This window comes from Antarcticibacterium arcticum, from assembly GCF_007993795.1.
GTDB lineage: Bacteria > Bacteroidota > Bacteroidia > Flavobacteriales > Flavobacteriaceae > Gillisia > Gillisia arctica.
In genome coordinates, this window is the sequence record NZ_CP042476.1 from 1,937,418 (window position 1) to 1,952,146 (window position 14,729).

A 14,729-nucleotide genomic window follows, 5' to 3' on the forward strand; every position below is an offset into this window, starting at 1 on the left:
GTACCTGGCATCAATTTGCTAAAAACATTCAGTTCAACCGGCGACACTATTATTACATTTTCGTTTCCCTCTCTTTAGAAATTTCCCCAAATCCATATTTATCTACGAGATAGATCAAAGAGGTCATAGTCGCCGCGCCCAATTCCAGTTCTCTTTTATTGATATGCTCGAAGGTGTCATTGTCTGAATGGTGGTGATCAAAATACCGTTGGGAATCTGGCCGCAAACCGGCAAGAACGGTAGTTCCATTTTTTAGAGGTCCAATATCGGCTCCACTTCCCCCACGGTCAAACTGATGGATAAGGTACGGACCAAACAATTTTTTCCAGCTCTCAATTTGTGCAAACTGGGTATTTGTAGCGTCAAAAGAGAATCCGCGTGGGGTAAATCCTCCCGCATCACTTTCCAGTGCAAAAAGGTGATTTTCATTGTTCTTTTTGGCAATTTCGGCATATTTATTTCCGCCCCGTAGTCCATTTTCCTCATTCATGAACAATACCACCCTTATAGTTCTTTTGGGTTTTAACCCCAGTTCCTTAAATAACCTGAGCACTTCCATAGATTGCACCACTCCTGCCCCATCATCATGAGAACCGTCACCAAGGTCCCAGGAATCAAGATGCCCACCTACTACAATGATCTCATCTGGAAATTGGATACCGGTTATTTCACCAATTACATTAAAGGATTCAACATCTGGCAACTGACTGCTGTTTACCTTGAAATATAGTTTTGAATCTTTCTGCATCTTTAAGATTCCGCTTAAATATTCGGCATCATTGGTGCTTATTGCCGCTGCCGGGATTCTTTGAGACACCGGCAGTTCTCCATAGCTCATAGTGCCGGTATGCGGGAAATCATCCAGCCTCAGGTTCATGGAGCGAACTATCACTCCCACTGCTCCATATTTTGCCGCTTCGGCCGCTCCCGAATAACGCTGGTCAACACATCCTCCATAAGCCTCAAATGTATTGATGAGATTAGCCTGCATTGGCCGGTTATAAAAAACGATCTTCCCTTTGATGTTTTCTTCTCCATACCGGGCGAGGTCCTCTATTCCCTGCACTTCAATAAATTCAGCTTTTGTACCACCTGCGGGTGAGGCTATAGACCCGCCCAAAGCGGTTATTTTAAGATCCCTTTTGGTTCCGGGCGTAGTTTCTACATAAGCCGTTTCCTTTGCACCTCTCACCCACTTTGGCACCATAACCGGTTGCAACCAAACCTTATCCAATCCTAATTGCTCCAGTTCCTTTTTGGTATACTCTACCGCGCGTTGCGCATTATAGGAACCTGATAATCTTGGGCCAATTTGGGTAGACAAATGGTCGAGCCAATTATATGCCCGGCCGTTTAACAATGCCATATCATAAATCTTCCTAATCTCCAGTGAATCCTTTTGTTCCCTTTCAATTACCTGGGAAATGGCGTTTTGACCAATTAAAAGGGTGAGCCCTATCAATACTATATGTTTCATTTCAAAAATTTTATGCTATTTAAAAAAATAATTTGGGATGGGCAGGCTTTAATGTTCTTTTTTTAACTGCTCCCTGTATGCATCTAGATTCTGATAAATTTCTTCGGAAAGTGCTGGTTCCTTCACATCATTATATTTTAAAAGTTCATCATGCAGGATCTTTGCAACCAGATACCTGGCGGTAGATTTATCATCGGCAGGGATCACATACCAGGGTGCACCTTTGGTAGAAGTCCGGTTGATGGCATCTTCATAATAGTCGCGGTATTTATCCCATAGTTTTCGTTCTTTAAGGTCACCGGGTGAAAATTTCCAGTTCTTAATATCCTTATCCAGTCTTCTCAAAAGCCTTTGACGCTGTTCTTCTTTAGACAGATTCAGAAAAAATTTAAAGATTATGGTACCATTATCGGCTAAATGCTGTTCAAAATTTCTGATTTCCTCAAACCTTTTCTCCCAGAAGTTTTCATCAATATCTTCAATACTATTTATTTGGGGTAAATTTTCACCCAGAATATACTCAGGATGTACCCTTGTAACAAGTACGTTTTCATAATGTGATCTATTAAACACTCCAAATTTTCCGCGGGAAGGTAGGGCCAGGTAATGCCGCCATAGATAATCGTGTTTCAATTCCAGGGCTGTGGGCACCTTAAAACTGTGAACAACCACGCCACGGGAATTGAACCCTTTAAAAACTTCCCTGATTAAACTATCTTTTCCTGAAGTATCCATCCCCTGCAGGCAAACCAGCACGGCATATTTGCCATGGGCATAAAGAATATCCTGCCACTCTGCAGTTTCATTCCTTACCTTTTTAAGATCTTTTTTAATCTCCTGGGAGGTGGCTTGAAGATCCAGCCGGGTGGGTGTTTCGCGAATATTAATTTTCGAGGTCACTTTAAGGGAAGATAGGTCTATATTTTTCATGGAAAACGTTTTGCTTATAAATATAGGATTTATAAAATCTAATTTTTTTATCTTCGTCATTAAATGTCCCCATCTTGAAAAGAGAAGAAATTATAGAAAAGGTAGCTCTGTTACTAAAGGAGATCCCTACCTCTATGGAAATTGTGAAAAACGATTCTAAAGTTGACAAGAGATTTCACTATCTGGCTACTCATATGGTTGATAAGGCCATTAAAAAAGATGCCCTTGTGATCTCTGAAAACCAAAAGGGGATCGCTATTCTCTTTAAAACAAGCAAGCAGGAAGAGAATTTCTGGAAGGAGATCCCGGAGCAATTGGGGTTACTATGGAATGTAACCGGATTTTCCAATGCTATGAAGATCTTAAAATCGCAATCATATATCAAAAACCAGCGCCCCCAAACCGGGGAATATCTTTACTGCTGGTTTTGGGGAATTGAAACCGATGCACGGGGAGCCGATACCCAGACGGGCAAGGAAATGAAAGATGAATTCTACAGGCAGGCCGAAGAATATAAGATTCCCCTTTATGCTGAAACCCGAATGAGGCAAAATTCAATTGTCTACCAACGCTTTGGGTTTGAACTTTTCCATGAGTGGAAACACCCCAGCGGAGACACCATGTATTTTTTAAGGTATATTCCTAAATCGCTGAGAAAAAGTGAATAGGGAGTAGGGATTAGTGAATAGTGCATAGTGATTAGGTGAAAATACCTCAATACTCGATTCTCACTGCTGAATTGTAATGTTGCGATTATCTGCAAAAAAATCTGCGAGATCTGCGGGAGCGTTTTTCGGGATGTAGGTTTTAGTTTGGAAAAAAGTCAACTTAATCCCGCAAGCTAAAACTTGGAACCTACCTGCGGCAGGCCGGCCTGCAACCTTTAATCTTGAACCAACCTCCGGCAGGCAGGCCTGAAACCTTGAATTTTAAACCTTAAATTTTTTTTACTGTTTACTTGCAAAGAGTTTTACATCATCCTCCGTAACCTGGTTTCCGCCTAGTATAATAAGCCGTTCTACCACATTGCGCAATTCCCTTATATTTCCTGTCCAGTCGTATTGCTTTAGTAATTCGAGCGCCTGTGGGGTGAATTCCTTCTTATTTATTCCCTGCTCCTCGGTTACTTTATCATTAAAGAAATTTACCAGTACTGGTATATCTTCACGTCGATCATTCAACGCCGGAACCTGAATTAGGATCACCGCAAGGCGGTGAAAAAGATCTTCCCTGAATTTCTTGTCTTCTATCTCTTTTTTAAGATCTTTATTGGTCGCAGCAATTACCCGTACATCAACTTTTATATCTTTATCACTTCCAACCCGGGATATCTTGTTTTCCTGCAACGCCCGTAAAACCTTAGCCTGGGCCGAAAGGCTCATATCACCTATTTCATCCAGAAAGATAGTACCACCATTGGCCGCTTCAAATTTTCCCGCCCTGTCTTTATTGGCCGAAGTAAAGGCACCTTTAACGTGCCCAAATAATTCACTTTCTATAAGTTCAGATGGAATGGCGGCGCAATTCACCTCAACCATGGGTCCGCTTGACCTTTGACTCTTTTGATGCAGCCAATGTGCAACCAGTTCTTTTCCGGTTCCATTAGGGCCGGTGATCAAGACCCGGGCATCTGTAGGAGCTACTTTTTCTATGATCTCTTTGATGCGTGAAATCTCGGGTGAATTCCCAACCATTTCATAGTTTTTCCCAATCTTTTTCTTTAACCGGGAATTCTCAACCACAAGTTCTTTACGATCCAGGGCATTGCGCACCGTATTAAGCAGGCGATTAAGGTCCGGCGGTTTGGAAATATAATCAAAAGCCCCGAGTCTCATCGCGTTTACCGCGGTATCAAGCTCCCCGTGACCGGAGATCATTACCACCGGGATCTCTGGTTTTATTTTTTTTATAGCTTCAAGGACTTCTATCCCGTCCATTTTCGGCATTTTAATATCACACAGGACAAGGTCAAAATCTTCTTCCTTTATTTTTTCGGTTCCGGCCAGGCCATCTTCAGCCTCTTCAACGAGGTAATTACTGTTCTCTTCAGAAAGAATTTTGGTCAATACCCGTCTTATTGCAGGTTCATCTTCTATAATAAGGATCTTTGCCATTTTATAATATACTAAATTTTAAGCCGGTACGGCCATAAAAAGAATTGGTTTCATTTATTGTATACACCTTATCCAGGTTTCCGTCACGTAGACGAATATCATTTACAAGCGTATGCCCTGCGTACAGGTATAGAGAGAGATTATCTGTAAAATTATATTCATACCCCAACCCCGCCAATACAATGGTCATTGAAATATTCTCGGCCATACGCATGTTGGAAGAAGGGGAATTTGGTGTCGTATAAAAGTTATTCTGGATATTGGCAAAGAAACCGTCCAGAGTAACAAATCCCTGCAATACATTCTTCTCGTTGATAAAATATTTTAAATTGGATTTAGGGATTCCCAGGGTGTAGGACCAGTCCGGACTAAACCTTTTGTAGTAATTGATAACCGGCAAGGGAAATGGAATACCCGAAGTCGTGGAATACGATAACCCAAGGATAAGGCGAACGGGGTCAATATACCTTTCATCTTCAGTAGTCTTGATAAAATAAACCGCGCCGGTATAGATCACGTCATCATTGATCATTTCACCGGTTTCAAAATTGGACGCTACCCTCAATCCTGCTTCTGCCCCAAAACGCCAAATCTCGTTCATTTTAAAGGTATAGCCCAGGCTTCCTGAAAATGACTGAAAACGGTCCAGTTCATTGGTATCAAAAATTGCAGGATCATTGTATTTTAAGTTGGTATTGCGGTATTCAATACCAGGCACCAGGTAAGCTCCATTTTCATTCAGTTTAATGGGAAAATTTATAAAACTGCGGAACCTTCTGAAAGAATTATCTGAATCTTTTTGGGGAAAATACGTATATTCTATTCTTGCAAGGTCTGTAGTCTGGCCCTGGGCCACCCCTGTAATTCCTGCTATTAGCAGCATTAAAAACCAATTACAACTTTTCTTCATTTTTTGATTCGTTAGGGTTAGTATTAGGATAAAACATATGCACATCTCTTTGGGGAAAGGGTATTGTAATATTATTCAATCTAAATTTATCGTCAATTTTAAATCGTAATTCGCTTTTTATCTTTGGATCTACAAAGCTGTCACTTACAAAAAAATGTAAACTGAACACCAGCGCCGAATCGGCAAAATCATCAAAGGTTACAAAAGGATCGGGCTTTTTCACCAAACCGGTTTGTTCTTTTGCACATTCCAGCAAGATAGCTTTCACCCTTTGCGTGTCACTCCCGTAAGCTACACCTACTTTCACTGATTCCCTGGTGGTTTTATGATTTTGAGTATAGTTAAGGATCACATCGCTTATAAACTTATGATTGGGAATGATCATCACCTTATCATCCCGTGTAAGTACACGTGTGGTCCTTAATTTAATATCTATCACCCGGCCAACTCTGCCATCCATTTCAATGATATCTCCAACCAGTAGCGTTTTATCTGTAATAATAAAAACCCCGCCAATTACATCCTGAAAAAGTTCCTGTAAAGCTAAACCTAAACCAACAAAAAGCGCCGCCGAGGCTGTTAAAAGTATTGTAATATCTATACCTGCAGAGCTTAAGGTGAGAATGATCACGATTAAATAAACAAGATATCTCAGGAATTTGAAGACACTTATAAATTTTAGTTTATCATTTTCCTCCAGTCTGCGGGTAAACAAAATTCTAATACCACGAAGAACTATATTGGTAATAAAAAAAGTAGTGACCACCAACAATACCAGGCCAACGGTAATTTTAATTGGATTATCGCCGCTATCAAAACTTATGAGGGTAATCCGGAAAAATTCCAGAATATTGCCCCATATGTCTTCTTGTATAAATTCTTTTACCTCTCCCTGCATTTATTAATATTTAAGCCATTTATATAATTCCTTGTAAGTGGGTTTCTTCCCATACATAAGTATTCCTACCCTGTATATTTTAGCTGCCAGCCAAAGTACCAGCCCATTGGTAATGATCAATAACAATACAGATATCACTAATTCCCACCAGGGCACCCCAAACGGAATACGCATTAGCATAACAATAGGAGAAGTTAAAGGGATCATTGAAAAAATGGTGGATACCGTTCCATGCGGATTTTCAATTACCGAAAAGAAACCTACATAGATCCCAAGCATTAAAGGCAGAATAATGGGGAACATGAATTGCTGGGTATCGGTTTCAGAATCTACCGCGGCTCCAATAGCCGCATAAATTGCCGAATACAAAAAGTAACCTCCAATAAAATAAATGAGAAACGCGATTATAAGGGTAAACATAGGCAGGTTATAAATATCTGTAAGCAATTGCTGCATCTCATTACTTGCCATATCTTCAATTCCCCTGCTGGCTTCTGCAGAAGGTGCAACCATATCAAGCCCTGTTAAGGTAGAGGCGATAAACATCAATACGGTACCCAATACTACCCAAATTGTGAATTGCGTGATACCTGCGAGGGAAGTACCCAGGATCTTCCCAAGCATCAATTGGATTGGTTTGACCGATGAAACTATGATCTCAATAATACGGTTGGTTTTTTCTTCTATTACACTGCGCATTACCATATTCCCATAGATAATAATGAACATCATGAGCAAATAACCGGCGGCCCCTCCAAAGATCATTTTTATATATCCCGACATTCTGGAGGTGCGCTGGCCTTCAAAATTTTGGATCTGGATATTGACTTTTGTTTCGGCTGATTCTATTTGAGACACATCCACTCCCCTGGCAATAAGCTCCCGGGTGGTGAGTTTTTCAGTAATAATGCGCTCCATTTGCTGCAGGGTACCAAATCCAGGCGTCTCTTTTCCAAAGAACTCTATAGAACCGGCAAGCCGGGCATTATTATCAATTTCCGGTATATATAACAAGCCGTGATAGTTCTTTTCTTTAACCAGTTCCTTTGCCTGGTCCAGGGTCACAAAAGAAAGGTTCATATAGGTGATATCTTCGGTATTTTGAAATTCGCCTTCAAACACCCCACTTTGATCATTAATAGCAATAATTTTTTCTTCGCTGTTATTAAGCATGCTCAGGTATGCGATCAAAAAAAACATTCCCACAAGAATAAGCGGGCTAAGAAATGTCATTATAATAAAGGTCTTATTTCTTACCCTTGCCGTGTATTCCCGTTTAATGATGAGTTTTAAATTACGCATTTTGAGTCACGGTTTTAATAAAGATATCATTTACTGAAGGGATCACCTCCACAAAATGATTCACCTGGGCTTTAGTGATCAAATAATGAAGCAGTTCGTTGGGAGAAGCATCGGCAGGGATCTGTAATTTTAATTTAAGATCCTGATTCAAACTTTTAAAAGTCGCTTTTTCCACAATAAATTTTGCAGACAGGTCCTCCAGAAGTGCAGCCTCACTCGACGTGGTAAGACCTACCTCAAATGTATTTGATTTATAAAGTCGTTTTATATCTGCCACCTTTCCATCTAGGAGTTTGTTGGATTTATGGATAAGGGCAATATGCTCACACAATTCTTCCACGCTTTCCATGCGATGGGTAGAAAAAAGAATGGTAGCCCCTTCCTCCCTTAATTGAAGGATCTCGTTCTTGATAATATCGGCATTCACGGGATCAAACCCGGTAAAAGGTTCATCAAAAATAAGAAGGACGGGTTTGTGAAGCACGGTGATCACAAATTGTACTTTTTGCGCCATCCCTTTTGAAAGTTCCTGTATTTTTTTATCCCACCAGTGAGTGATCCCCAGTTTGTTAAACCAATACTCCAGCCTTTCTTTTGCCTGGGCTTTGCTCAAACCTTTTAGCCTTGCCAAATAAAGGGCCTGCTCCCCTACTTTCATAGACTTATACAAACCTCTTTCCTCTGGCAAATAGCCTATATAGCCAACATCATTGGGATGAAGGGGTTTCCCCCTGAAATAAACAGTACCGGTATCCGGCAGGGTTATTTGATTAATAATCCTTAAAAATGTGGTTTTTCCTGCGCCATTAGGTCCCAGAAGACCAAATATGCTTTGTTCAGGAATTGCTATGGAAACATCATTGAGTGCAGTAAAATCGCCGAATTGTTTGCTAATGTTCTCTGCCACCAGGAGATTACCCATACTTGAAGTTTAGTAGTAGTAAATATATTGAAATAGCCTTACACCCCCTTTAATTTAAGAGGATTTTATAAATATTATAAGCAAAGCAGGGAAGGGATAAAAGCAAAAACCCACCCTTAAACTTAATTAAGGATGGGAAAAAAATTGCTATGAAAAAGAAAAATTATCACTAAAGCTTTAGTGATATTCAAATATATAAAAATTATCTTAAAACTCTTGTTTTTTAAGAAAACATATCTTTTACTTTTTCAAAAAATGATTTATCACTTAGTTCCGGATTGGGCTGGAAGTTCTCATCGGCGGCCATTTTTTCAAAAAATTCCCGCTGCTCCCTGTTCAATACTTTAGGAGTCCAGACATTTACATGCACCAACAAGTCCCCTTTACCATATCCATTTAAATTGGAGATCCCTTTGCCTCGTAGACGCAGGATCTTACCAGATTGAACTCCTTCATCTATTTTAATTCGAACTTTGCCTGAAACTGTATCAATTTCTCTTGAAGCTCCAAGTACAGCTTCGGAATAACTTATGTAAAGATCATAATGTAAATTATCACCTTCCCGTTGCAGGGTTGGGTGCTCTTTTTCTTCGATAGCCACCAGAAGATCTCCCGGCACTCCATTTCCCGGAGCGTCGTTACCTTTTCCTGTAACTTTTAACTGCATACCATCTTCAACCCCAGCCGGAATCTTGATAGATACGGTTTCTTCTTTTGAAATAAGGCCGTGTGCATCTGCTTCTGCAGGTTTTTGATCAATTATCTGCCCGGCACCGCCGCAGGCAGTACAGGGAGACGCTGTTTGCATACGCCCTAATATGGTATTTGTAATACGGGTTACCTGTCCTGTTCCGTTACAGGTAGTACAACTTTTATAGGTTGTCCCCGGAGCCTGTATTTTTCTTTTAACCTTAATTTTCTTTTCGGTTCCGTTTGCGATCTCTTCCAGGGTAAGGCTCACACGTATTCTAAGGTTACTGCCCTTCACACGCCTTTGTCCTCCCCCAAAGCCACCGCCAAAACCAGAGAAGCCGCCACCAAAGCCACCGCCAAAGATATCACCAAACTGGCTGAAGATGTCATCCATATTCATTCCTCCTCCTGCACCAAAGCCACCTTCAAAGGCCTGATGGCCAAAACGGTCATATTTGGCACGCTTATCTTCATTGCTAAGAACTTCGTATGCTTCCGCAGCTTTTTTAAACATTTCTTCGGCATGGTTATCACCCGGATTTTTATCGGGGTGAAATTCAATAGCCTTTTTGCGATATGCTTTTTTGATCTCTGCCACAGAGGCATTCTTACTTATTCCCAGTATTTCGTAATAATCCTGTTTCATTATGTGTATTTGTGATTTTTAAAAAGTGACTATTTGCCTGTCACTACCTTAGGAAACCTAATGATCCTGTCCCCAAGTTTGTATCCGCGCTCTACCACATCAACTATCCTGCCTTTTAATTTTTCCGAAGGCGCAGGCACCTGAGTAATAGCCTCATGCATATCTGCATCAAAGGAATCGCCGGCTTTCACTTCCATAGCCTCCAATCCTTTGTTCTTCAATGTTTCTCTGAATTTGTTGTGAATAAGCTCTACTCCTTTTAATAGATTTTTATCCTTAGCCTTTTGAATTTCATTCAACGCCCGGTCAAAATCATCTAAAACCGGCAACATAGCAGTCATTACTTCCTGGTTGGCGGTCTTGAAAAGCTCAAGCCGCTCCTTTGAAGTGCGTCTTTTATAATTCTCAAATTCGGCAAATAACCTTAAAAATTTATCTTTTTCCTTATCAAGGTCAGCTTTTAACTGCTCGTTTTCAGAAACAGATTGACCCTCTGGTTCCTGCTCTTCTTCTATTTGATCAACTCCTTCATCTATAAATTCTTCTGCAGGTTCCCCTCCAAATTCCTGATGAATATTTTCCTTGATATTTTCTATATCCTCCCCGGATGTATTTTCTTTTTCCTTGCTCATGGATTAACAAATTTGTTTGATTCTCAAAAGTCAAATTTACTGCCAATTATTTAAAAATGTCAAAATGTCACAACTATAACTTTAATACAATTTTAAGATTTGTGTTTCTTTCTTAGCTTAATTTTGCAACTTATTAAAAATCAAATCACTTAAAATGAAAAAATCAATCCTGAATATTTTTATAATTGCTGCAATTACCATTGCAACCGGATGTAAAAATGATAATCGTGAGGCCCAAACCGGGGAAGCTCTGGATGTTGCTGCTGCCAATATGGAGGCTGTTGAATTCAAAGTAGATGCCACTTCTTCTGTAATTGAATGGAAGGGTAAAAAACCCACAGGAACTCACACTGGAACTATTCAAATCGCTGAAGGAACCTTTTATGCAAACGACAGCATAGTTGAAAGTGGTACATTTTTAATTGATATGGCCTCGATCAATGTTACAGATCTTGAAGGATCAGATAAAGAAAATCTTGAAAATCACCTGAAGGGGACCGTAAAAGGAAAAGAAGGAGATTTCTTTAATATCAACGAATTTCCAAATGCGAAATTTGAAGTAACCGGGGTGAACCAGGTTAACGGGCAAATAATGCTACAGGGTAATTTGACAATGAAAGGGGAAACCAAGAATGTTGAATTCCCGGTAAATATTGACCTTAACGGCGAAGAACTTGTCCTTACAAGCGAAACTTTTACTATTGACCGCACAAAATGGAATGTGAACTTCAAATCAAAATCTGTTTTTGACAGTCTTGGAGATAATTTCATTAATGATGAAATTGAACTTACCATTAAAGTAGTAGCGACTAAAGCATAATACTTTTCCATATAAAAGCAAACAGGGCCGCAAATTGCGGCCCTGTTTTTTTACAACAAACTCTCCAGGGCTTTGGCCAGATTTTTATACCGGAACTTATATCCCGCATTTTGTATCTTTTCTGAACTTACCAGTTGGCTGGAAAGCAAAACTGTTGCCATTTCTCCCAGGGCCAGCTTCAAAGCCACAGCAGGAACAATGGGCAGCCAAACAGATTTATCAAGCTGAGAGGCAATATGTTTTATTAACTCTTTATTTGTAACGGGATTTGGCGCTACAGCATTGTAAATGCCCTTTAATTCCATTTCAAGGATATAAGCATAAATACCCGCCAGATCCTCAATGTGAATCCAGGATTGCCATTGTTTCCCCGTTCCAAATGCAGCTCCTACATTTAAATCAACCGGCTCTTTCATTTTAGGCAAAGCCCCGCCATCCTCTGCCAGGACCAGGCCGGTTCTTACAATAGCCACCTCCAAATCCAGGGATTCAAATTCCCAGGCGGCAGCTTCCCATCTTTCTACTACCTCTCCTAAAAAGGAATCATCAACGGCATTTTCGTCTTCGTGGTATAACTTTTCCAGCGAACTGGGATATATGCCTATGGCGCTGGAAGATATAAATCTGGAAACTTCATAGGGGGAATCCTGCAGGGTTTTATAAAGCAATTGAGCGGTTTTAGTCCTGCTTTCAATGATTTCCTTTTTATATTCTGAGGTCCATTTTTTGGCAATACTGGCTCCTGCCAGGTGAATAATTGCATCTACTCCTTCAAGGCAGGCTTCATCAATTTCTCCTTCTGAAGGATCCCAGAAGAAACCACGATATTCAGGAGATTTTTCAATCTTATCCTTACTCGTGGTAAGATAATTTATTTGAATGTTTTTTTGCCGAAGCAACCTGGCAAGATGGGTTCCTACCAATCCTGTTGCACCTGTTATTAATACACGCATTTTTCTTTACAAGATAGCAAGAGCGGCAGGGTCTGGCTAATTTTTATTACAGGTTTAACAACCTTTAAAGGCCAGGTTTGGTGGCCCTGAGCATTTCTCTTTTCCCAGGGGGACCGGGAAGTCTTTCCACAATAAAACCTGCACTTTGCATTGCTCTTCTCACACTTCCTTTAGCGGCATAAGTTACCAGTAAACCTCCGGGTTTCGATGCCCGGAACATTCGCTCAAAAATCTCCTCTGTCCAAAGTTCCGGTTGTACCCTTGCCCCAAAAGCATCAAAATAAATAAGGTCATACAAGGAGACATCTGTGATATCTGCAAAGAACTTCTTTTGCTTTAAGAGACTGAAATTAGGGGTTAATCCCTCAGGTATTTCCCATTCCAGGCTATGAAGAAGTTTAAATACTTCTTCAGCGTCCGGTTCCGCCAGTTGATTAGGGAAATTCAGTTTTTCCACTTCGCCGAAAGCTACAGGATAGGCCTCAACCCCGGTATATTTAATGTTTATTTCCCTATCCCTTACCTCGCTCCAGGTGACCAGGGCATTGAGGCCTGTGCCAAATCCAATTTCGAGAATTGAGATCTCCGGGAATTCCTTCGCCAGACATTTTTTAAGACCCATTTCAATAAACACATGCCGGGCTTCGCGAATTGCCCCATGTTTGGAATGGTATTGCTCATTCCATTCGGGCAGGTGAATGGTGGTAGAACCATCACCCGTATTTATAATCTCTCTCTTCAAATTAATCTTTTATAAGCACCCCGTCTGCCAGGAAAGTAAGCGTGCGTTTTGGCCGGGTGATCGCGGCTATTTTCCCCGGGGAATCGCCTTTATCTTCAGCGTAATGTTGTTGTTCTTCTACAGAAACTTCAGCTACAAATGCCTTCCCGTTTACCACCACTTCTTTTTCTTCAATATCCATAGGAACAAAAAATCCGTAATCCTTGAATTTTACCATTACATCTTCTTCCTGCGGAAGGTCCAGCGTCATCCAGCAGCCTTTGCCTTTGCAAACAGAATTAACCTTAGTTTTAAAACTCACCTCTATGGTATCTCCTTCCTTAAGATTCTTAAATCTTTCCTCCATTTCCCCGGCCGAAAGACTGTTTTCAGAAGAAATTTGTTCCCCGTAAGAACTATAAGCAAGATCTGCAGTTTCGACCATTACCTCAGGATCTTTTGTATTATCAGTATTTTTACAGGATACTAGAGATAAAACAGCAAAAGCAGGCAAAATCCATAAATTTTTCATAATTTTTTAAAATTAAGGGTTGATTTCCAACAACCTTACAAATTTAGTAAAAGTTCCATTTTTTTTCTATGTATAATTAGGTAAATTTGCAATCTAAAGCAATCACCATGAAACACGCTTCCACCGACATCGATATCGTAAAGTCAACCACCTCAAAATTAGATTCTGTTGATTTTGAAAATTTAAAATTTGGCCATGTATTTACAGACCATATGATGGAATGCGATTACGAAGATGGTGCTTGGAAAACCCCTGTGATAAAACCATATGGGAAAATAGAACTTGAACCTTCAGCAAAGGTATTTCATTACGGGCAAGCGGTTTTTGAAGGGATGAAGGCCTTTAGAGATGATAATGACAAAATATGGTTGTTTCGCCCGGATGAGAATTTTAAAAGGATCAACTTATCATCTAAAAGACTTGCAATCCCCGAGTTCCCGGAGGAATATTTTTTCCAGGGGCTTGAGGAACTTTTAAAAATAGATAAAGAATGGATCAAAAAAGGGTTTGGAAATTCTCTTTATATACGTCCTTTTGTGATCGCAACAGAACCGGGGGTACTTGCTTCTCCTGGCGCTAGCTATAAATTTATGATCATTTGTTCTCCGGCTAAATCTTACTATACAGGAGAAGTAAGGGTACAGATCTCTGAAAAATACAGCCGCGCTGCAGATGGTGGTGTAGGTGCTGCAAAAGCAGCGGGAAATTACGGGGCACAGTTCTATCCTACCAACCTTGCTAAAGAGGCAGGTTTCCAGCAAATTATATGGACAGATGCCAATTCTCATGAATTTCTGGAAGAGGCAGGAACAATGAACGTATTTTTCAGGGTCAATGATACACTTTTAACTGCGCCGGTAAATGACAGGATCCTGGACGGGGTTACGCGTAAAAGTATTCTTAGCCTGGCCGAAGCCAATTCAATTAAGGCTGAAGTGAGAAGAGTTAGTGTTAAGGAGATTATTGAAGCTGCAAAAAATGGTTCCTTAAAGGAGATCTTTGGGGCAGGAACTGCAGCTGTAATCAATCCTATTCAGGGATTTGGTTATAAGGGTGAGCGTTATGAATTGCCTAAGATCACAGATTCTTATGCGAGCTTCTTTAAAGATAAACTTATGAAAATCCAATACAACCTTGCCGAGGATGAATTTGGATGGAGATACGAGGTAAAAGAATAGT

The 14,729-nt window shown here is 40.3% G+C and carries 15 protein-coding genes; 3 read left to right on the forward strand and 12 right to left on the reverse strand.

The features are described 5' to 3' along the window. Nucleotides 1–52 precede the first annotated feature (52 nt). Nucleotides 53–1,477 carry a M20/M25/M40 family metallo-hydrolase gene (locus FK178_RS08770; RefSeq protein WP_146833659.1) on the reverse strand — a complete coding sequence of 475 codons (1,425 nt, stop codon included), beginning with the start codon at nt 1,475–1,477 and terminating at the stop codon, nt 53–55. A gap of 48 nt (nt 1,478–1,525) precedes the next feature. Then, nucleotides 1,526–2,407 (reverse strand): PPK2 family polyphosphate kinase, encoded by an 882-nt coding sequence (locus FK178_RS08775; RefSeq protein WP_146833662.1) that lies wholly within the window; start codon nt 2,405–2,407, stop codon nt 1,526–1,528. A 74-nt stretch (nt 2,408–2,481) separates the two neighbouring features. On the opposite strand from FK178_RS08775, the gene FK178_RS15645 reads away from it, so the two are divergent. Continuing rightward, nucleotides 2,482–3,075, forward strand: a complete 594-nt coding sequence (locus tag FK178_RS15645) for a hypothetical protein (RefSeq protein WP_240793803.1) — start codon at nt 2,482–2,484, stop codon at nt 3,073–3,075. A 279-nt stretch (nt 3,076–3,354) separates the two neighbouring features. Here the strand turns inward: FK178_RS15645 and FK178_RS08785 are convergent, their stop codons facing one another. The 7 genes from FK178_RS08785 to FK178_RS08815 form a co-directional block, all read right to left on the reverse strand. Further along, nucleotides 3,355–4,521, reverse strand: coding sequence for a sigma-54-dependent transcriptional regulator (locus tag FK178_RS08785; protein WP_146833666.1), 1,167 nt, complete (start codon nt 4,519–4,521; stop codon nt 3,355–3,357). 1 nt (nt 4,522) lies between these two features. Continuing rightward, nucleotides 4,523–5,431 (reverse strand): DUF6268 family outer membrane beta-barrel protein, encoded by a 909-nt coding sequence (locus FK178_RS08790; protein WP_146833670.1) that lies wholly within the window; start codon nt 5,429–5,431, stop codon nt 4,523–4,525. Continuing rightward, nucleotides 5,415–6,329 carry a mechanosensitive ion channel family protein gene (locus FK178_RS08795; protein WP_146833673.1) on the reverse strand — a complete coding sequence of 305 codons (915 nt, stop codon included), beginning with the start codon at nt 6,327–6,329 and terminating at the stop codon, nt 5,415–5,417. The genes FK178_RS08790 and FK178_RS08795 overlap by 17 nt, the downstream gene beginning before the upstream one ends. Nucleotides 6,330–6,332: 3 nt before the next feature. Further along, a complete protein-coding gene (locus FK178_RS08800; RefSeq protein WP_146833676.1) occupies nt 6,333–7,631 on the reverse strand; it encodes an ABC transporter permease in 1,299 nt (432 codons plus the stop codon). Beyond that, nucleotides 7,624–8,553 carry an ABC transporter ATP-binding protein gene (locus FK178_RS08805; RefSeq protein WP_146833679.1) on the reverse strand — a complete coding sequence of 310 codons (930 nt, stop codon included), beginning with the start codon at nt 8,551–8,553 and terminating at the stop codon, nt 7,624–7,626. The genes FK178_RS08800 and FK178_RS08805 overlap by 8 nt, the downstream gene beginning before the upstream one ends. Nucleotides 8,554–8,776: 223 nt before the next feature. Beyond that, the gene (dnaJ, locus tag FK178_RS08810; RefSeq protein ID WP_146833682.1) at nt 8,777–9,892 is read right to left on the reverse strand and encodes a molecular chaperone DnaJ; all 1,116 of its coding nucleotides are present in this window, start codon (nt 9,890–9,892) and stop codon (nt 8,777–8,779) included. A 29-nt stretch (nt 9,893–9,921) separates the two neighbouring features. Then, a complete protein-coding gene (locus tag FK178_RS08815) occupies nt 9,922–10,524 on the reverse strand; it encodes a nucleotide exchange factor GrpE (RefSeq protein ID WP_146833685.1) in 603 nt (200 codons plus the stop codon). Nucleotides 10,525–10,678: 154 nt separating this feature from the next. On the opposite strand from FK178_RS08815, the gene FK178_RS08820 reads away from it, so the two are divergent. Beyond that, nucleotides 10,679–11,344 carry a YceI family protein gene (locus tag FK178_RS08820; protein WP_146833688.1) on the forward strand — a complete coding sequence of 222 codons (666 nt, stop codon included), beginning with the start codon at nt 10,679–10,681 and terminating at the stop codon, nt 11,342–11,344. A gap of 50 nt (nt 11,345–11,394) precedes the next feature. Here FK178_RS08820 and FK178_RS08825 read toward each other — a convergent pair whose 3' ends face one another. From FK178_RS08825 to FK178_RS08835, 3 genes are all read right to left on the reverse strand, one after another. Beyond that, nucleotides 11,395–12,297: a TIGR01777 family oxidoreductase gene (locus tag FK178_RS08825; protein ID WP_146833691.1), complete on the reverse strand. Its 903-nt coding sequence runs from the start codon at nt 12,295–12,297 to the stop codon at nt 11,395–11,397. A gap of 64 nt (nt 12,298–12,361) precedes the next feature. After that, nucleotides 12,362–13,039 (reverse strand): tRNA (5-methylaminomethyl-2-thiouridine)(34)-methyltransferase MnmD, encoded by a 678-nt coding sequence (gene mnmD, locus FK178_RS08830; RefSeq protein ID WP_146833694.1) that lies wholly within the window; start codon nt 13,037–13,039, stop codon nt 12,362–12,364. A 1-nt stretch (nt 13,040) separates the two neighbouring features. Beyond that, on the reverse strand, nt 13,041–13,550 hold the full coding sequence (locus tag FK178_RS08835; RefSeq protein ID WP_146833696.1) for a DUF4920 domain-containing protein: 510 nt from the start codon (nt 13,548–13,550) through the stop codon (nt 13,041–13,043). A gap of 107 nt (nt 13,551–13,657) precedes the next feature. On the opposite strand from FK178_RS08835, the gene FK178_RS08840 reads away from it, so the two are divergent. Continuing rightward, nucleotides 13,658–14,728 carry a branched-chain amino acid aminotransferase gene (locus tag FK178_RS08840; RefSeq protein WP_146833699.1) on the forward strand — a complete coding sequence of 357 codons (1,071 nt, stop codon included), beginning with the start codon at nt 13,658–13,660 and terminating at the stop codon, nt 14,726–14,728. Nucleotide 14,729 lies beyond the last annotated feature (1 nt).